The organism is Bradyrhizobium sp. SZCCHNR1017, assembly GCF_032381375.1.
Taxonomy (GTDB): Bacteria; Pseudomonadota; Alphaproteobacteria; order Rhizobiales; family Xanthobacteraceae; genus Bradyrhizobium.
Map to the genome: position 1 here is coordinate 74,620 of NZ_JAUHIR010000002.1, position 17,725 is coordinate 92,344.

The 17,725-nt window shown below is 65.1% G+C and carries 15 protein-coding genes; 7 read left to right on the forward strand and 8 right to left on the reverse strand.

Annotation, left to right across the window (positions count from 1 at the left end):
* Window positions 1–17 precede the first annotated feature (17 nt).
* From QW863_RS05940 to QW863_RS05960, 5 genes are all read right to left on the reverse strand, one after another.
* Window positions 18–614 carry an RNA polymerase sigma factor gene (locus QW863_RS05940; protein WP_315714902.1) on the reverse strand — a complete coding sequence of 199 codons (597 nt, stop codon included), beginning with the start codon at window positions 612–614 and terminating at the stop codon, window positions 18–20.
* A gap of 162 nt (window positions 615–776) precedes the next feature.
* Window positions 777–1,427 carry a ChrR family anti-sigma-E factor gene (locus QW863_RS05945; RefSeq protein WP_315714901.1) on the reverse strand — a complete coding sequence of 217 codons (651 nt, stop codon included), beginning with the start codon at window positions 1,425–1,427 and terminating at the stop codon, window positions 777–779.
* A complete protein-coding gene (locus QW863_RS05950; protein ID WP_315714900.1) occupies window positions 1,424–1,969 on the reverse strand; it encodes a sigma-70 family RNA polymerase sigma factor in 546 nt (181 codons plus the stop codon). The genes QW863_RS05945 and QW863_RS05950 overlap by 4 nt, the downstream gene beginning before the upstream one ends.
* A gap of 205 nt (window positions 1,970–2,174) precedes the next feature.
* On the reverse strand, window positions 2,175–2,795 hold the full coding sequence (gene folE, locus QW863_RS05955) for a GTP cyclohydrolase I FolE (RefSeq protein WP_315714899.1): 621 nt from the start codon (window positions 2,793–2,795) through the stop codon (window positions 2,175–2,177).
* A gap of 90 nt (window positions 2,796–2,885) precedes the next feature.
* Window positions 2,886–4,622: a methyl-accepting chemotaxis protein gene (locus tag QW863_RS05960; RefSeq protein WP_315714898.1), complete on the reverse strand. Its 1,737-nt coding sequence runs from the start codon at window positions 4,620–4,622 to the stop codon at window positions 2,886–2,888.
* Window positions 4,623–5,204: 582 nt separating this feature from the next.
* Here QW863_RS05960 and QW863_RS05965 point away from each other — a divergent pair.
* A complete protein-coding gene (locus QW863_RS05965; RefSeq protein ID WP_315714897.1) occupies window positions 5,205–6,791 on the forward strand; it encodes a B12-binding domain-containing radical SAM protein in 1,587 nt (528 codons plus the stop codon).
* Window positions 6,792–7,185: 394 nt separating this feature from the next.
* Complete coding sequence (locus QW863_RS05970) at window positions 7,186–9,543, forward strand: efflux RND transporter permease subunit (protein ID WP_315714896.1); 2,358 nt, start codon at window positions 7,186–7,188, stop codon at window positions 9,541–9,543.
* Window positions 9,544–9,862: 319 nt separating this feature from the next.
* Here QW863_RS05970 and QW863_RS05975 read toward each other — a convergent pair whose 3' ends face one another.
* A complete protein-coding gene (locus QW863_RS05975; protein ID WP_315714895.1) occupies window positions 9,863–10,357 on the reverse strand; it encodes a hypothetical protein in 495 nt (164 codons plus the stop codon).
* Between the two features lie 476 nt (window positions 10,358–10,833).
* Here QW863_RS05975 and QW863_RS05980 point away from each other — a divergent pair, with 476 nt between their 5' ends.
* The 5 genes from QW863_RS05980 (at window position 10,834) to QW863_RS06000 (ending at window position 15,365) form a co-directional block, all read left to right on the forward strand.
* Window positions 10,834–11,070 (forward strand): hypothetical protein, encoded by a 237-nt coding sequence (locus tag QW863_RS05980; protein ID WP_315714894.1) that lies wholly within the window; start codon window positions 10,834–10,836, stop codon window positions 11,068–11,070.
* A 222-nt stretch (window positions 11,071–11,292) separates the two neighbouring features.
* On the forward strand, window positions 11,293–12,171 hold the full coding sequence (gene hpnC / locus QW863_RS05985; protein WP_315714893.1) for a squalene synthase HpnC: 879 nt from the start codon (window positions 11,293–11,295) through the stop codon (window positions 12,169–12,171).
* Entirely contained in the window at window positions 12,168–13,007 is an 840-nt protein-coding gene (gene hpnD, locus QW863_RS05990) for a presqualene diphosphate synthase HpnD (RefSeq protein WP_315714892.1), read from the forward strand. Before hpnC ends, hpnD begins: the two co-directional genes overlap by 4 nt.
* Complete coding sequence (hpnE, locus tag QW863_RS05995; RefSeq protein ID WP_315714891.1) at window positions 13,007–14,257, forward strand: hydroxysqualene dehydroxylase HpnE; 1,251 nt, start codon at window positions 13,007–13,009, stop codon at window positions 14,255–14,257. The genes hpnD and hpnE overlap by 1 nt, the downstream gene beginning before the upstream one ends.
* Before the next feature lie 343 nt (window positions 14,258–14,600).
* Window positions 14,601–15,365: a phosphorylase gene (locus tag QW863_RS06000; protein ID WP_409977888.1), complete on the forward strand. Its 765-nt coding sequence runs from the start codon at window positions 14,601–14,603 to the stop codon at window positions 15,363–15,365.
* A gap of 108 nt (window positions 15,366–15,473) precedes the next feature.
* Here QW863_RS06000 and hpnH read toward each other — a convergent pair whose 3' ends face one another.
* On the reverse strand, window positions 15,474–16,622 hold the full coding sequence (gene hpnH / locus QW863_RS06005; protein WP_315714889.1) for an adenosyl-hopene transferase HpnH: 1,149 nt from the start codon (window positions 16,620–16,622) through the stop codon (window positions 15,474–15,476).
* Between the two features lie 34 nt (window positions 16,623–16,656).
* Window positions 16,657–17,583, reverse strand: coding sequence for a 4-hydroxy-3-methylbut-2-enyl diphosphate reductase (gene ispH, locus QW863_RS06010; RefSeq protein ID WP_315714888.1), 927 nt, complete (start codon window positions 17,581–17,583; stop codon window positions 16,657–16,659).
* Window positions 17,584–17,725: the final 142 nt, after the last annotated feature.

The following is a 17,725-nucleotide window of genomic DNA, read 5'->3' on the forward strand; positions in this document are numbered from 1 at the left end:
TCACGCCATGCAGCCGATCAGGCGGCCGCCGCGGTAACCGCGTGGGCCTGGCCAAGACAGTCCTTGCGCACCGTGAGCAGGCTGCGATGCAGCCAGGTCTTGATGGTGCCGACCGGCACGCCAAACCGTTCCGACAGACGCGTCCGGCTTTCGCCCTCGAGATAGGCGAGCGCCAGCAGCCGTCGGCGCTCCTCCGGCAGCCGCTCAAGCGCCTCGCGGGCGATCGGTTCCGCCAGCGCGTAGTCGAATTCGTCGGCGGCGTTGTCGGCGGGATCAGGGATCGCGAGGGCCTCATCGAGCTCCGAGGTCGGCACGCCGGTGGCGCGCAGCGCGTCGATCGCGGTGTTGCGCATGATGCTGCACATCCAGGTGATGGGCGAGGCGCGCGTCGGGTCGAAGCTCGCGGCATGCCGCCAGATCTTCAGGTAGCCATCCTGCAGGATGTCGTCGAGATCAGCCGCGGACGGCAGCAAGGCGCGCACGGTCTTCCGCATCTTCAAGATCGTCGCAGCATGGAGCTCGGCAAAGGCTTGCTCATCGTCGCGTCCGGCACGGGCCAGCAGGCTGCCAAGATGCGCGACGCAACCCTTCTGATCCGCGCTTGCTGATCGCATCATTCTCCTCCATGCGCTCTCTCTGAGCGGAAACGGGTCAGAGTCAGATGCGGATCACCGCCAGCGTGCTGTCGGTATCGCGCGGAGGGAAGTGGCGAATCGTCCAGCCGATCGAGCTCGTCTTGATTGCTCCGCGGCGGCTCGCCACGATGCGATCAAAGCTCAGAGCCGGACGAAGGGGCTGATGAGGCGGCCGAGCAGGCCGTGCATGCGCAGGTCGCCGGTCATGGCGACGAGGCAGAGGCAGGGGCCCTCGTCACCGACCACCGGACGATGGTCGACCTCGTCGTCGCCATAGTCGAAGTCGCCGGGTCCGTAATAGCCGCCGAGATGGCTGAAGCTGCCCTTCAGCACGCAGGTCAGCTCATTGCCGGAATGCGTATGCTCCAGCATCCGCGCCCCTGGCTCCGAGCGCAGCAGGAAGGCGCGCGATTTGCCGGTGCCAGGCAGCAGGATCGGGCGCATGCTGATGCCGGGTGCCACGCGCCGGCGCTTGCCGATCTTGCAGCGCTTGACCATCTCGGGGAGATCCGCGAGCTCGGGATCGTGCTCGGCGACCTCGCTCACCTGCGGCGCCGCCTGCGGGCGTCGATCGATGCGGGCCATCACGGCATCGAAAGCATCCGCGCCCGTCGCGATCGGCTCGGCCGCGTCCAGCGAGGCGCCGGCCAGCTGCTCGATGGCGCGGACGAAGCGCTGGCATCGGCCGCAATCGGCGACATGGACACCGACGACCAGCCGCTCGGCCTCGTCGAGCGCACCAGTGGCGTAGTCGGCCAGCAGGTCTTCCGGCGGGTGGTGGCTGATCGTCATGTCGCGTCGTCCAACAGGTCTCTCAGGCGATTCATCGCCAGTCTGATTCGTGACTTTACCGTACCCAGCGGCAGGCCGAGCACTGCCGCGATTTCCGAATGCGGTCGTTCTTCAACGAACGACAGGCGGATCACGGTGGATTGCTCCGCCGATAATCTTTCGATCGCGGCCGCCACCCGTGTGGCATCTTCGACACGCGAGACGATCTGGTCGGCTGCGGGCGTCGGATCGGCTTCCTCGTCGCGCCCCACTTCTCTGCTCAGCCGGCTGTCGCGAGCAGCCTTGCGCACGGCGTCGATCCGCTGGTTGCGCGCGATCGTGAAGATCCAGGCGGCCGCGCCGGCCGTCGACGGATCGAATTGCCCCGCCTTCGTCCACACCGCCACCATGGTGGATTGGGCGATTTCCTCGGCGTCGTCGGCGTTGCAGCCGGTCTTGATGAGGAAACCTTTGATGCGGGGCGCAAAATGCGCGAACAGGGCCTTGAACGCCTCGCGGTCGCCGCGCGCGGCGACGCGTCCGATCAATTCAGCCCAATCCACAGTCGCCTTCGGCCCTCTGCTCACATTCACCTTGGTACGGGCGCCCAAGGCCCGTGCAAATCGATGCCGGGACGATGCCACGTTCCATTGCGCTAATCCAGCCGCTCTCATCGCGTGGTCATGGTCCCCGGCACGCATGCTTGATCCCGGATAACGTGGCTCATGGACGGCTGGATCACAGCGGGCGGACGATTTTCCGTGCCCCTCAATCCTTCAGGTCCGAATTGACCATCGCCAGGAACTCCTGGCGGCTCATCGGGTCGGTGCGGAAGCAGCCGAGCATGCGGCTGGTGGTGAGATCGACGCCGTGCTTCTTGACGCCGCGCGAGCTGATGCAGTGATGGGCTGCCTTGATCACGACCGCCACGCCCTGCGGCTGTAGCACCTCGTCGATGATGTTGGCGATCTCGGCGGTCATGCGCTCCTGGATCTGCAGCCGGCTGGCATAGGCCTCGACGACCCGGGCGAGCTTGGAAATCCCGACCACGCGGTTGCGCGGCACGTAGCCGACCCAGGCGCGGCCGATGATCGGCGCCATGTGGTGCTCGCAATGGCTCTGGAACGGGATGTTCCGCAACAGCACCATCTCGTCGTAGCCGGCGGTCTCCTCGAACGTCTTGCGCAGATACTCCTCGGGGTTCTGCTCATAGCCGGAAAAATAGCTCTTGTAGGCCCGCGCGACGCGGGCCGGGGTCTCGGAGAGACCCTCGCGTGACGGGTCCTCGCCGATCCAGGTCAGGATGGTGCGGATGGCGTCCTCGACGTCATCCTGGGTGACCGCAACCGGGTCGCAGGCGAACGGAAGTTTCTTGGCTGTCTGGCGCACGAGGGCTCTCCAAAAACCAAGAAACGGTTCCGGTGTCGGAACGGATCACGTCTTGCGGGGGCGATTTCCGCAACCGATGGCTCGCCGCCGTCAGCTCGCCTTGCGCAGCCGCATCTCCGCGGAGGGACCCGAGCGGAGGTTCTGGAAGAACTTCTCGACCTCGTTGGCGAGCGTCTGCGCGGTCGCGTTGAGGTCGCCGGATGCCGACAGGACGGAGGCGGCGGCCGTCGAGGTCTCGCTGATGGCGTCGCGGAGCGAGTCGATGTTCATGACCAGCGTCTGGTTGCCCTGGGCAGTCGACTGCGCGTTGGTCGAGATCTCCCGCGTCGCCTGGTCCTGTTGCTGGATGGCATTGGAGATGTTCGAGGTGATCTCGTTGATGCCGCGGACCGCCTGGCCAATCTCGCGGACTGCGTCGACCGCGGTCTTGGTCGAGGCCTGGATCAGGCCGACGTTCTGGCTGATCTCCTCGGTCGCCTTGGCCGTCTGCCCGGCCAGCGCCTTGACCTCGTGAGCGACCACGGCAAAGCCACGGCCGGCCTCGCCGGCGCGGGCGGCCTCGATGGTCGCATTCAGCGCGAGGAGATTGGTTTGCTCGGCGATGGTCTGGATCAGGGTCAGCACGCCGTCGATGCGCTGGGTGGCGGCGGCAAGGCCCTCGATCTCCGTGACCGACTTCTCGGTGCGTTGGCCGGTCTGCTCGACGGCGCCGGCCGACTGCCGAATCTGCCGGCCGATCTCCTCGACCGACGTCGACAGCTCCTCGGCGGCGCTGGCGACGGCGGAGACGTTGGTCGAGGCCTGCGACGTGGCGCCGGCCGCGGTGACCGCGCGCTCGTTGGCGTCGGCCGTCAGCCGCGTGATCGTCTCGGCGGTGGTGCGCATCGCGGCGGCGTTCTCGGTGACGGTCCGCATCACGCTGCCGATCGCCGTGCGAAATTCCTCGACCGCGGTTTCGATGTGGCGGGCCCGGGCTTCGCGGATTTCCGAGTCCTGCGAGACCTGGGCATTGAGGTCGCGGTTGTGGGCCATCGCCTGCTGGAACACGCCGATGGCGCGGGCCAGTTCGCCGACCTCGTCGGCGCGCCCGGCATGCGGCACCTCGACGTTCTCGGCGCCGGTCGCGACCCGGCGGATCGTATCGGTGATCTGAGACAGCGGCCGAGCGATCGAGCGGGCGATGATCACCACGCCGGCTGCGACCAGAACCAGCATCAGGCCGCCAAGGCCGGTCAGCACGAGCGAGAGCTTGTTGTTCAGCGCCGTTTCCTCGGCGATCTTTCCTGCGCGCTCGACATAGACCTTGGACAGCGCCTCGAGATCCGTGTTGAGCGCCTTGCGCACGGAGCGATTGGCATCGTTGTCGCCCCACTCGCGTCCCGCAGCCGGGCTGATTTCATTGGCGCGGCGGACCAGTTCGGCGCGGAATTCGACGAATTGCTCGATCCGCTTCTTGAACGTTGCGAATTGCTGGGCGTCGTCGGCCTGGACGATCGCCTGCCACTTGTCGACGACCTTCAGGATGTCGGCATTGAACTTGAGCAAGCCGTTGCCGTATTGCTTCACGACGGCGGGGTCTGTCGACATGTAGACGCCGCGCGACTCCATGACGACGGCATAGACAAGGCCGTTGACCAGCTGAACGTTGTGAGCGGCGAGATTGGCTGTCTCGATGGCTTTGATGAGCTCCGTGGCTCGCCGCGAGTTGTAGTCGGACAGCCAGGTGATTGCGGCGGTCAATAGCGCAAACAACGCAAAGATTGCGTAGAGCTTGACTGCGATGGATTGGCGCGTGGCCGTCTTCGTTGACGTCGGGCGTGAGGTCATGAGGTGAGATACCGCGAGTTTTTGCTACGACGGAGGAGGCGCTTGATTGTTAATAGTTATGCAAAACCTTCATGGAGAAAGCGTTAAGTGGACACCGTCAGTATTATGCAACCACAGCGCACTTTGCTTGGTGTTTCAATCGATTAGTTGGTGCTCCGCAGCAGGGGTGGGCGCCAGGGCATCCGGTTGACTACGGAGGCATGCGCCATTTCGAGGCCCCTCGTTCCCCTGCAAATGCATTGCAAGCCAGTGGCCGCGCGCACACGCGCTCCGCAATTGGTTCGCCGATCGGAGACAGGCGGGAGCAGTCGTCGCGCTCGACCGATCAATTATCCATTCGATTGGAACTTTGGATCGCCCTTCGCATTCCGCCATCCGTATTGCGATGCATCGGATCAGGTCGCCTCATCAGGTCGCGTCTGATCATGCTAGGCAGCGTGAGCATCTGGCACGCGGCGGGGACGTCGCGCCTTGCGACAGGAGCGGAAGGCGCGATCGCACTCAACTTTTCCGGAAGGGGTAGCGAAGCCTTATCTTCGGCCGTAAGGTAACCGGTTAGCGGGTTGTCGCGAGGGGCAGTCGATGAGATTCGAGGGCATCGAAACGGTACGTCGCATTCTCTGTGTGTTTCCGCGCTACACTTCGTCGTTCGGAACCTTCGAGCATGCCTATCCGCTCACCGACGGCATCCAGGCCTTCATGCCGCCGCAGGGGCTGCTGCTGATCGCGGCCTATCTTCCAGGTTCCTGGCAGGTGCGCTTCATCGATGAGAACATCCGCCCGGCGCAGGACGAGGATTTCTCATGGGCCGAAGCGGTGTTCGTCAGCGGCATGCACATCCAGCGTCAGCAGATGAACGACATCTGCCAGCGGGCGCATGCGTTCGACCTGCCGGTCGCGCTCGGCGGCCCCTCGGTCAGCGCCTGTCCGGATTACTACCCGAGCTTCGACTATCTGCATGTCGGCGAGCTCGGCGATGCGACCGACGAGCTGATCGCGCGGCTGGCGCGGGATCCGTCACGGCCTGCGCAGCAGGTCGTGCTGCGGACCAACGAGCGGGTGGCGATGACCGATTTCCCGGTGCCGGCCTACGAGCTCGCCGAGGTGAAGAAGTACTTTCTCGGCAGTATCCAGTATTCCAGCGGCTGCCCCTATCAGTGCGAGTTCTGCGACATCCCCGGCCTCTATGGGCGCAACCCGCGCATCAAGTCGCCGCAGCAGATCATCGCCGAGCTGGACAAGCTCAGGGAATGCGGCGTCACCGGCTCGGTCTATTTCGTCGACGACAACTTCATCGGCAACCGCAAAGCCGCGACGGAGCTGCTGCCGCATCTGATCGAATGGCAGAAGCGCACCGGCTATGTGATGCGGCTCGCCTGCGAGGCCACGCTCAACATCGCCAAGCGGCCCGAGATCCTGGAGAAGATGCGTGAGGCCTATTTCATCACCATCTTCTGCGGCATCGAGACGCCCGATCCAGATGCGCTGACGGCGATGCAGAAAGATCACAACATGATGGTGCCGATCCTGGAGGGGATCAGGACCATCAACAGCTACGGCATGGAGGTCGTCTCCGGTATCATCATGGGGCTGGACACCGACACGCCGCAGACCGCGGACGCGCTGCTGCAGTTCGTCGAGGAGAGCCGGATCCCGCTGCTCACGATCAATCTGCTGCAGGCGCTGCCGAAGACGCCCCTGTGGGACCGCCTCGAGCGCGAGGGCAGGCTGGTCCACGATGACGGTCGCGACTCCAACGTGAAATTCCTGATGCCCTATGACGAGGTGGTCACGGCGTGGCGGCGCTGCATGGAGGTGGCCTATGAGCCGGAGCGGCTGTTCGCGCGCTACAAGCACCAATGCGACACCACCTACGCCAACCGTATCGAGGTGCCGGTCAGCGACGAGATGAAGAGTTGGCCGAACATCAGGCGCGGCCTGGTCATGATGGGCAAGATTTTCTGGAAGGTGGGCGTGCTCGGCGACTACAAGCGGCCGTTCTGGCGCTTTGCCTGGAGCCAGCTCAAGCGAGGCGAGATCGAGAATTTCATCGCCGTGGCGCTGATCGCGCATCACCTCATCATGTTTGCGCGCGCCGCCTCGCGCGGGCATCAGAACGCGTCGAACTACTCGATCCGGCTGCGCGAGGCCGCCCTTCCCGCAGGGTGATGGTCCTCTGTGGAACTGGGGGCGGCGGGTGGTGCTCGCCAGCACCGGCTCGCGGCCTGCCCAGAGCAAGGGACGGCTCGGTCGGATACCGGTCCTTGAGTCGTTCAGGTTTCGAGGCCCCGCGTCCGTCGGGGCCATCCACGCTCTTTTCAAGCACGGCAGAATCGTGGCGTGATCGGAAGCCGTGGCGGCTCGCCGTATTGTGTGGCCGCGCATGGTTGCGGCCGGGGAGTGAACCCTGCTAGATCGCCTCGACGAATTTTCACGTGTTTTCAAGGATTAGCTTGGGCTGCGGGCCACAATGCGGTCATCTCTGCTTCGCTGAGCGGCCTTATTTCTGCCCTATGCGCTCAGGCCCTCAGAATTGGGCCGCACCCCAACCACTGGACACCGCATGCTGGAAGTCAGGCACGACAACGAAGTCCATGTCGAGAAGGTCGAGCACCGGCCGGCCGACAGCATCGCTTTTGGCATCGAACGACTCGGCCTCCTCGCGGTCAAGGCGCCGATCTTCTCCTGCGTCGTCCTGCTCGTCCTCATCGTGGCGGCGGTGTTCGGCATCAAGCGCATCCAGATCGACGATTCGCTCAGCCAGCTGTTTCGCTCCGACAGCAAGGAATTCCACCAGTACGAGGAGGTGACGAAGAAGTTCCCGGCCGAGGAATTCGACGTCCTCGTCGTGGTCGAGGGCAAGACCCTGCTGGCCCGCCAGAACCTCGAGAAGCTTCGTGACTTCGTGACCGACCTGCAACTGGTCGAGGGTACCCGTGGCCTGGTGTCGCTGTTCTCGGCCCGTCAGGCGCCGGCGCCCGGCAAGCTGCCGGCCGCGCTGTTTCCGTCGGATCTGCCGGAGGGCGAGGCCTACGACAAGTTCATCGAAACGGTGAAGTCGAACGAGATCATCCGCGGCAAGCTGTTGTCGGAGGACGGTACGCTCGCCCTGATCGTGCTGTCGCTCGAGCCCAAGGTGGTGGCCTCGAACGATCTCGGGAAGGTGGTGGGCGACATCCGGAAGCTGATGGCGGAGGACCTCGGCGACACCGGCCTGAATGTCCAGCTTTCCGGCGTGCCGGTCATGCAGCTCGAGATCCGCAACGCGGTGGAACGTGACGGGCTGACCTACAACATTCTCGGCATTCTCGCCGGCTGCATCATCGCCATCATCTTCTTCCGCAAGGTCTCCTTCATGATCGCAGCGGCGTTTCCGCCGCTGATCGCGATCATGCTCGCGCTCGGCGCGCTCGGCTGGGCCAATTTCAATCTCAACATGTTCCTGAACGTGATGACGCCGCTCATCATGGTCATCAGCTTCTCCGATTCGATGCAGCTTACCTTCGCCGCCCGCGACCGCCTGATCGCGGGGCAGGACAAGGTGACGGCGTTCAAGAACGCCGTGCTGGTCGTCGGCCCGGCTTGCGTGCTGACCCACGCCACCGCCGGCATTTCCTTCATCGCCCTGCAGTTTTCCGACAGCGACCTGATCCGCAAGTTCGGCGAGGCGGGGCTCGCAGCCACCATCATCGCGCTGGTCGCGGTGCTGTCGCTGGTGCCGGTGTTCGGCGTGCTGCTGGTGCGCAACGAGAAGACATTCGCGGTCAAATTCCAGGGCGCCGACGCCGGCGTCCAGGCGCTGCGCAATTTCTGCTACTGGATCGCGGTGCGCATGGTCGGCCGTCCCGGCCTGTTCAGCCTGATCGCGGTGCTGTTCGTCGGCTCGCTCGCGGTGGTGTATTCGACCCTGGAGCCGCGCTATCGCCTCGCCGACCAGGTGCCGGACAAGCAGCAGGCGGTTGCAGCAAGCAACCGGCTCGATGCCAAGCTGACCGGCGCCAATCCGGTCAACGTGCTCATCCAGTTTCCGAAGGGCGCCTCGCTCTATGCGCCGGAGACGTTGCAGGCGATCGCCGACGTCCATGCCACCGTCGAAAAGACCGCTGGTGTCGGCAACGTCTGGTCGGTCGAGACGCTCCGGCGCTGGCTGGCCGAGAAGGCCGGCTCGTCGGATACGGCGACGTTGCAGGAATACGTCAATCTGATCCCCGAGCACCTCGTGCGCCGCTTCATCGACAAGGAGCAGGACGCCGTCGTGGTCGCCGGCCGTGTGCCGGATGTCGATTCCAGCCAGCTGCTGCCGGTGGTCGACAAGCTCGACCGCGAGCTCGATGCGGTGAGAAAGAAGCATCCCGGCTATGAAATCGCCGTTACCGGTCTCGCCGCCATCGCCGCGCGCAACTCCGCCGGCATGATCGAAAAGCTCAACCATGGGCTGACGATCGAGTTCGCGCTGGTGGCGATGTTCATCGGGCTGGCCTTCCGGTCCTGGGTCGTCATGCTCGCCTGCATCCTGCCCGGCATTTTCCCTGTCGTGATGTCGGGTACCGTGCTGTGGGCAATGGGGGAGGGGCTGCAATTTGCCAGCGTGGTGGCGCTCACGGTCTCTTTCGGCCTTGGCCTGTCGGCGACTATCCACTTCCTGAACCGGCTGCGGATGGAAAGCGCGCCCGGCGTCAGTGCCGCCGTCGCAGTGGAGCGCGCCACCGTGCTGGTCGGACCGGCGCTGATCCTCACCACCGTGGTGCTGGCCTGCGGCCTGGTCGTCACCGTGTTCTCGGATCTGCCGTCGCTGCGGCTGTTCGGTTGGCTCAGCGCGTTCTCGATGGTGGCGGCGTTGTTTGCCGACCTCTTCATCCTCCGCCCGACCGCGATGTTCCTGATCAACCTGTCGCAGAAGCTGAAGCGCAAGCCGCTTTAGCCCAGGCTATTGCGTAAACCAGGCCGTCATCACCCGTGAAAGCGGGTGATTCAGTACGCCGCGGCCTATCGGTTCAATCACGACAGCCTCTGGAAGACTGGGTCGCCCGGTCCCGTCTGCGCCTTCGGCTTCGACGCGGCTATGAGTTCAAGGGCGCGCCGGAGCTTTAGCGAAGGCGGCAAGCCGGGCGACGACAGCGGCGGGTCTCATTCGTATCCGAGGGTTGCGGAAGCACCGCAAAACAAAACGGCCCTGACATTGTCAGGGCCGTTTGCGCATTCGACTGCCCGTCAGCGCGCGACGCGCTCCGGTCCAAGGATCAGGTCTTCGACATCGTGATGTTGACGCCGCGGATCTCGCCCTTGGAGGAGATCTGCACGACCTGCTTGTTGCCGCTGGTCCTCAGGGTGATGCTGGCGGCGAAGCCGGCGGCCTGCACGAACACGTCGATCTGGCCGTTGCCGGCGGTGCCCTGCAATTCGCCGTTCACGTTGCGGCTGGATTCGCTCCAGTTGCCGGAGATGCGGTCGCCCTGGCTGGTGACGTCACTGGACAGGAGGAACTTGTAGCTGTCGCTGGCGCATTGCAGGCTCTGCTTCAGATTGGCGCCGGCCACCTTGTAGCTGGCCTTGCAGCGGATGCGCTCGGTGGTGCCGTCCGACAGCGCGACCGTGCCGTTGCCCGACCACGAGCCGTCGAAGCCGGCGAAGGGGCCCGACTGAGCCTGAACTGCGGTCGCCGCCACGAACAGTGCCGCTCCGAGACCGGCGGCCTTGATGACGTGCCCCGAGAAAGATGAGCCGAACAGTTTCATATCGAGTTTCCCATCCAAAATGACACCGCTGTGTCGGCGTATGCCGCCGCTTCGAACACTTGGTGTTCTCGCCGAAGGTTAGGTTCAAATGACGGCCGGTCGGGCGCTGCGACCGGATGCCATGATGCCCGCCGACGCCGTGCGACCGGTCGGCGCCGAATGGTCGTCCTCGCAAGACGGCTGCACGCAAGCCGCCTCGACGGCGCTGCATCTAACGGTCCGCGCGGCATGCTTGCAACAGCCAAATGCGAAAAACGTGTTCCGAGAATAACGCCCTAGTATCAACGCCTTGTTTGTGCCAAAGCTGTGATCTCCGAGCTTGATCCGCTCGGGATCATAGGGCGCAAATTTGGCCGCATTTGGCAGCGTACCTCCGGCGCTGGGGGGCTTGCGGTCCTTGCCAAACCAAACAGGTGTTTCCCGGGCAGCATCGGCGATCCGGGAGGTCTCCTCCGCTGTCAAAATGAAGGAACACGATGCGTAAGATTTTCCTGGCACTTTCCCTGCTGTCGTCGGTGTCCGTTTCCACCGGTGCGTTCGCGCAAGGCCGCGGCGGCACGCCCGAAGAGCAGGCGGCCTGCACGCGTGACGTTCAGAAGTTCTGCCGTGCCGTCATCGATCAGGGTGACTTCACCATTCTGGCGTGCCTCAAGGAGAACCGGCCCAAGATCAGCCCGGCCTGCGACCAGGTTCTGAAGACCCACAACCAGTAAGCGGTTGCCGTTCGGAACGGTTGTTTCCGAACTCCCTTGGTTAACGACCGCCGGCCCGCCCCTCAGGGGAGGCCGGCGGTTCGGTCCTATGGACTGCCCGACATCGATTGCATTGGTTTTGGCGGGATCTTCGCCTATATGGGGCGAGCAATCCGTTCGCATGAGCGAAGCGGCGGGCATTGTTTTCGGTAGCGCCCTTTCAACCTGATAGCTGTTTCGTCCATGACCACCGCGAGCGATTTGCGATCCGGCAAGACACACCGGGACGAGAACTTTCCGGTGGCGTCGTGGATCATCCGTCCCGAGCACCGGGCGCTGATCCTCGCCTTCTACAATTTCGTGCGCACCGCCGACGACATCGCCGACCATCCGAGCCTGCCGGGCGACGAGAAGCTGGGGCTGCTCGATCTGCTCGAAGCCGAGCTGACCGGGACCGGCGAGACCCAGGACGTCGCCGTCAGCCTGCGCCGGGCGCTCGCCGAGCGCGGCATGCCGCCCCGGCACGCGCTCGATCTGCTGGTTGCCTTCCGGATGGACGTGACCAAGCTGCGCTACGAGAACTGGGACGAGGTCATCCACTACTGCCGCTACTCGGCGATGCCGGTCGGACGCTTCATGCTCGACGTGCACGGCGAGTCCACCGCGACCTGGCCGGCCTCGGACGCGATCTGTGCGGGCCTGCAGATCAACAATCATTTGCAGGACTGCGGCAAGGACTACAAGGCGCTCAACCGCGTGTATCTGCCGCGCGATGCGCTGGCGGAAGCCGGCGCGACCGTCGAGATGCTCGGCGAGGCCAAGTCGCCGCCGCCTCTGCTGACCTGCCTGCAGAAGCTCGCGGTGCGCAACGCGGCGCTGCTCGATGAGGGCAGGGACCTCAACAGCGGCGTCAAGGATTTCCGCTTCGGACTGGAGATCGCCGTGATCCAGGCTTTCGCCGACCGCATCGTGGCGTTGCTGAAGGTGCGCGATCCGCTGAGCGAGCGCGTGCACCTGTCGCCCGTCGGCATGCTCGGTCTCACCTTCACGTCGGTCATGGGCGAGATCGGCCGCCGCGTGGCCGGGCGTCATCCCGTCACCAAATCGGCAGCCGGCGCATGACCCTCGAGGCAACCGCAGACAATATCGATCACGGCACGGCAGCCTCCGGCAGCTCGTTCTATGCCGCCATGCGCATCCTGCCGCGCGCCCAGCGCGACGCGATGTTCCAGGTCTACAGTTTCTGCCGCGAGGTCGACGACATCGCCGATTCCGACGGCCCGCGGCCCGAGCGGCTCGCGGCGCTGCAGAAATGGCGCGACGACATCGACGCGCTGTACCAGGGCAACCCGCCGCCGCGGCTGCGCGACTATGTCAGCTCGGTGAAGACCTTCGGGCTGAAGCGCGAGGACTTCCTCGCCATCATCGACGGCATGGAGATGGACGTGCCGCAGGAGATCCGCGCGCCCGATCTCGCGACGCTCGACCTCTACTGCGATCGCGTGGCGAGCGCGGTTGGCCGGCTCTCGGTGCGCATCTTCGGCATGCCCGAGGAGGACGGCATCCTGCTTGCCCATCATCTCGGCCGCGCGCTGCAACTCACCAACATCCTGCGCGACATCGACGAGGACGCGGCGATCGGCCGGCTGTACCTGCCGCGCGAGGCGCTGCTGTTCGCCGGCATCACCGGCGACGATCCGGCCAAGGTCACGCAGGAGCGCGCGCTGCCCAAGGTCTGCAACTCGGTTGCGGTCAGGGCCAAGACGCATTTCGAGAAGGCCGACGAGATCATGCGGCGAAATCGCCGGCGCGCCGTGCGGGCGCCGCGGATCATGTCAAAATACTATCGTGCCGTGTTCGACCTCTTGCTCGAGCGAGGCTTCGCGCTGCCGCGCGAGCCCGTCCGCGTGAGCAAGCTCACGAAGATCGGCATCATCCTTCGTTACGCAATCATCTGATGCAGAAGACAGCTCACATCATCGGCGCCGGCGTGTCCGGCCTTTCCGCCGGCGTGCGGCTCGCCAATGCGGGCTACATCGTCCATGTCCACGAGGCGACGCAGCAGCTCGGCGGCCGCTGCCGGTCCTATTACGACGCCGCGACCGACCTGGTGATCGACAACGGCAACCATTTGCTGCTGTCGGCCAATCATCACGTGCTGTCCTATGCCCGCGCGATCGGCTCGGAAGCGGGGCTGGTCGGGCCGGAGAAGGCGCAGTTCGCCTTCGTCGACATCCGGAGCGGCCAGCGCTGGCTGCTCGATCTCGGCAACGGCCGGCTGCCGCTGTGGGTGTTCGACGAGGGCCGCCGCGTGCCGGATACCAAGCTAGGCGACTATCTCGCGCTGTCGCCGCTGATCTGGGCCGGTACGTCCAGGACGATCGGCAGCACGATCCCCTGCAAGGGTACGCTGTATGACCGTCTGGTGCAGCCGCTGCTGCTTGCGGCGCTCAACTGCGATCCGCCGGAGGGGTCGGCGGGGCTGGCCGGCGCCATCGTTCGCGAGACCTTGCTCGCCGGCGGCCAGGCCTGCCGGCCGTTGATCGCGCGCGACGGCCTGTCGGGCGTGCTGATCGATCCGGCCGTGAAATTCCTGGAAGGCAAGGGCGGCAGCGTGCGGATCGGCCGCGAGCTGCGCGGCCTCGACGATGGGGGCGGTCGCGTCACCGGGCTCAGGTTCGGCGGCGATGAAACCGTCGCGCTCGGTCCGTCCGATGTCGTGGTGCTCGCCGTGCCGCCGCGGCCGGCGATGGCCCTGCTGCCGGGGCTCACGGGGCCGACGAAATATCGTGCCATCGTCAATGCCCATTTCCGCATCACGCCGCCGCGCGATGCACCAGCTCTTCTCGGGGTTGTCGGCGGCCTGGTCGAGTGGCTGTTCGCCTTCCCGCAGCGGCTCTCGGTCACCATCAGCAATGGCGATCGCCTCGTCGACGTGCCGCGCGAGGAGCTCGCCGCCGCGATCTGGGCCGACGTCTGCAAGGCCGCCGGGATCACGGCGGAGCTGCCGCCGTGGCAGATCGTGCGCGAGCGTCGCGCCACCTTCGAGGCGACGCCCGAGCAGAACGCGCTCCGACCGGGAGCGAAGACGGCGTTCGGCAATCTCGCTCTGGCGGGGGACTGGACCGATACCGGCCTGCCGGCAACAATCGAAGGCTCGGTGCGCTCCGGCGACCGCGCTGCGAATCTCCTGCTCGGGCACGGCTGACCGGCGCAGGGGCGGCCGGATCTGCCCGCGCCGTCATGCCGCTTGCCGTGAGTCTCACATTTTCGTGGCGTGGTTCTTGCTTAAAGTTCCACGCCCGGTGGCACCGGCGCAATCTGTTCCAGGACGGAACAGGGATCGGCGGGGCCAAATGGCAACACCGGGCAAAAAACGCATCAGGTGCCGGTGCAGTGCGGCGCAAACGGGGTTTCCTCGCGGATTTTTTCTGCGTAATCCTCGGTTTGTTAAGGCCTTTCCGCTCTGGCGCCGCCGTGGCTGAGGCTTTGGAACAAGAGACGGAGACGTCGGATCAGGCGACGTCCGAGAAGGTGTCAGGGGTCGGATTGTGAAGTTGGGGATGGGGGACGACACGTCCGCGGATCGCCCGATTGATTCGCGGCCGGTCTTGGTCGTGACGGGCTTGGTGCAGGAGGCCCGGATTGCTGCCGGGCCCGGCATGATGGTGATCTGCAGCTCGAGCGACCCCAGGCAGTTGCGCTCGCTGCTCACCGTGTTCGATCCGACCTCGATCCGCGGCGTCGTCAGCTTCGGCGTGGCCGGCGGTCTCGATCCGAGCCTCAAGGCCGGCGACATCGTCGTCGCCACCGAAGTGACCGCCGGCGATGCCCGCTGGCTGTCGGGCCTGTCGCTGCGCGAGGAGCACATCGCCCGCGCCGCCCTGAAGAAGCGCCGCGTCGTGCGCGGCGTGCTCGCCGGGGCCGAAGAGGTGGTGGTGGCCCAGGCCCGCAAGGCGGCGCTGCGCATGAAGACCGGCGCGGCCGCGGTCGACATGGAGAGCCACATCGCCGCCGCCTATGCCGCCGAGTACGGGCTGCCGTTCGCGGCGCTGCGGGTGATCTCCGATCCCGCCCATCGCACCCTCCCGTCGCTTGCCAAGGACGCCATCAAGCCCAACGGCGACATCGACCTGCCGATGATCCTGCGCGGCGTCGCCCGCAATCCGGCCGTGCTGCGCGGCCTGGTGTCGACGGGCATCGAGTTCAATCGCGCCCTGCGCTCGCTGCGCGGCGCCCGCGACCTGCTGCTGAGCGGCATGCTGGCGGCTGAGCATTTCCTCGAGACCGAGACGCTGGCCGCTGCCGAGGCGTGAGCCGTTTGCTCATCGCGGAGCGTAGCGTCCATCCCGATCCACAGATCAGTTCAATGAAAAAGGCCGCCGATCACTCGGCGGCCTTTTGATTGATCAGAGCCGTGAAGATCAGGCGGCCGTCGAGGCCTTCTGCTGCGCCTCGATCGCCTCGTCGTGACGGATCTCGGAGAGGCGCTTCTGCACCTCCGACGAGAACACGTACTGCGCCGGGCGCTGCTTGGAGAGGTCGATCTCCGGCGCCATCGGGCCTTCGGTCTTGATGCCGCGCAGCGACACGAACATCGCCTTGATCGGGTTGGTCAACGCCGCATTGGCGGCGGTCGCCTCGTAGCCGCAATGCGCCATGCAGTCGGCACACTTCTCGTACTTGCCGGTGCCGTAGGAGTCCCAGTCGGTGGTCTCCATCAGCTCCTTGAAGGTCTTGGTGTAGCCTTCGCCGAGCAGATAGCAGGGCTTCTGCCAGCCGAAGATGTTGCGCGCAGGCATGCCCCAGGGGGTGCACTCGAACTCCTGGTTGCCGGCCAGGAAGTCGAGGAACAGACCGGAATGCATGAAATTCCACTTCTTGCCCTTGCCGAGCTTGAAGACGTCGCGGAACAGCTGCTTGGTCTTGGTGCGGTTGAGGAAGTGCTCCTGGTCCGGCGCGCGCTCATAGGCATAGCCGGGCGACATGGTCACGCCGACGCCGAGCTCGGTCGTGAAGTCCAGGAACTTGGCGATCTCCTCGGCGGGATGGCCGTCGAACACCGTGGCGTTGACGTTGACGGTGAAGCCGCGCGCCTTGGCGGCCTTGATCGCGGAGACGGCGCGGTCGAACACGCCCTTCTGCGACACCGCCTTGTCGTGATGCTCGCGCAGGCCGTCGAGGTGCACCGAGAAGAACAAATATGGCGACGGCTCGAACAGGTCGAGCTTCTTCTCCAGCAGCAGCGCGTTGGTGCAGAGCGAGACGAACTTCTTGCGGGCGACCAGGCCGCGCACGATCTCGCCGATCTCCTTGTGGATCAGCGGCTCGCCGCCGGGGATCGCGACCATCGGCGCGCCGCACTCGTCGGCCGCGTCCCAGCACTCCTGCGCGCTCATGCGGCGGTTGAGGATCGCGTCGGGATAGTCGATCTTGCCGCAGCCGGCGCACGCCAGGTTGCAGCGGAACAGCGGCTCCAGCATCAGCACGAGCGGATAGCGTTTCCGGCCGAGAAGCTTCTGCTTCATCAGATAGGCCCCGATACGCAGTTCCTTATGGAAGGGGATTGCCATTACGTCTCTTCTTTCTGGACCAAACGAGGACCGATCAGCCCGCGACCAATTCGGCCGGCAGGCGGAATTCGATGTTTTCTTCCCGCCCCGGGACCACCGCGACCTCGACCGGTCCGATGCGCCGCAGGGCTTCGATGACGTCGTCGACGAGAACTTCGGGAGCCGAGGCGCCGGCGGTGATGCCGACGGCCTTGGCATCCTTCAGCCAAACCGGATCGAGCTCGCTGCCATCAGCGATCAGATAGCTTGCGACCCCGGCCTCGGTGCCGATCTCGCGCAGTCTGTTCGAGTTGGAGCTGTTGGCGGCGCCCACCACCAGGATGACGTCCACCAGCTTGCTTAAGTCCCTTACCGCAGATTGCCGGTTCTGTGTCGCATAGCAGATATCCCGGATATCGGGACCTTGAAGGTCTGTAAAGCGGGCTTGGAGGGCTAAAATGATGTCTCTTGTGTCGTCCACGCTGAGCGTAGTCTGGGTAATATAGGCCAGCGGGGTATCGACCGGCAGGGGCAGGGTGGCCACATCGGCCACGTTCTGCACCAGGTGGACCGGGCCGGGAACCTGGCCCATGGTTCCCTCGACTTCCGGGTGGCCGGCATGGCCGATAAGTACCAGGGTACGGCCTTTGGACATGTAGCGCTTGCCCTGGTTGTGGACCTTCGTCACCAGCGGGCAGGTGGCATTGAGCACCGGCAGCCCGCGGGCGGCCGCTTCCTCCTCCACCGTCCGGGCGACGCCGTGGGCGCTGAACACGGTGACGGCGCGCGGGGGGACCTCGGAGAGGTCCTCGACGAAGATGGCGCCCTTGGCCTTCAGGCTCTCGACCACGTGCTTGTTGTGGACGATCTCATGACGCACATAGACCGGCGGGCCATACTTCTCCAGCGCGCGCTCCACGATCTCGATCGCACGCACGACTCCAGCACAAAAACCGCGCGGCTGCGCGAGATACACCTGCATTGGACGTCCAGCCACGTTGCCTCACTTTCGACCTGGCACCTCTGTGCGTGCGACAGGGTTGCAATAATCGCACCAGCGAATGCCCAATGGCCCGCCACACGGATGGAAACGCAGGACTTTGTGTCAAAAATCGAGCGAAGAA

What these genes read in the sequence shown, in the direction of transcription:
- QW863_RS05940 (WP_315714902.1), bottom strand. Translation starts at nt 614, where the DNA reads ATGCGATCAGCAAGCGCGGATCAGAAGGGTTGCGTCGCGCATCTTGGC.
- QW863_RS05945 (WP_315714901.1), bottom strand. Translation starts at nt 1,427, where the DNA reads ATGACGATCAGCCACCACCCGCCGGAAGACCTGCTGGCCGACTACGCC.
- QW863_RS05960 (WP_315714898.1), bottom strand. Translation starts at nt 4,622, where the DNA reads ATGACCTCACGCCCGACGTCAACGAAGACGGCCACGCGCCAATCCATC.
- QW863_RS05965 (WP_315714897.1), top strand. Translation starts at nt 5,205, where the DNA reads ATGAGATTCGAGGGCATCGAAACGGTACGTCGCATTCTCTGTGTGTTT.
- QW863_RS05970 (WP_315714896.1), top strand. Translation starts at nt 7,186, where the DNA reads ATGCTGGAAGTCAGGCACGACAACGAAGTCCATGTCGAGAAGGTCGAG.
- QW863_RS05975 (WP_315714895.1), bottom strand. Translation starts at nt 10,357, where the DNA reads ATGAAACTGTTCGGCTCATCTTTCTCGGGGCACGTCATCAAGGCCGCC.
- QW863_RS05980 (WP_315714894.1), top strand. Translation starts at nt 10,834, where the DNA reads ATGCGTAAGATTTTCCTGGCACTTTCCCTGCTGTCGTCGGTGTCCGTT.
- hpnC (WP_315714893.1), top strand. Translation starts at nt 11,293, where the DNA reads ATGACCACCGCGAGCGATTTGCGATCCGGCAAGACACACCGGGACGAG.
- hpnD (WP_315714892.1), top strand. Translation starts at nt 12,168, where the DNA reads ATGACCCTCGAGGCAACCGCAGACAATATCGATCACGGCACGGCAGCC.
- hpnE (WP_315714891.1), top strand. Translation starts at nt 13,007, where the DNA reads ATGCAGAAGACAGCTCACATCATCGGCGCCGGCGTGTCCGGCCTTTCC.
- hpnH (WP_315714889.1), bottom strand. Translation starts at nt 16,622, where the DNA reads ATGGCAATCCCCTTCCATAAGGAACTGCGTATCGGGGCCTATCTGATG.
- ispH (WP_315714888.1), bottom strand. Translation starts at nt 17,583, where the DNA reads ATGCAGGTGTATCTCGCGCAGCCGCGCGGTTTTTGTGCTGGAGTCGTG.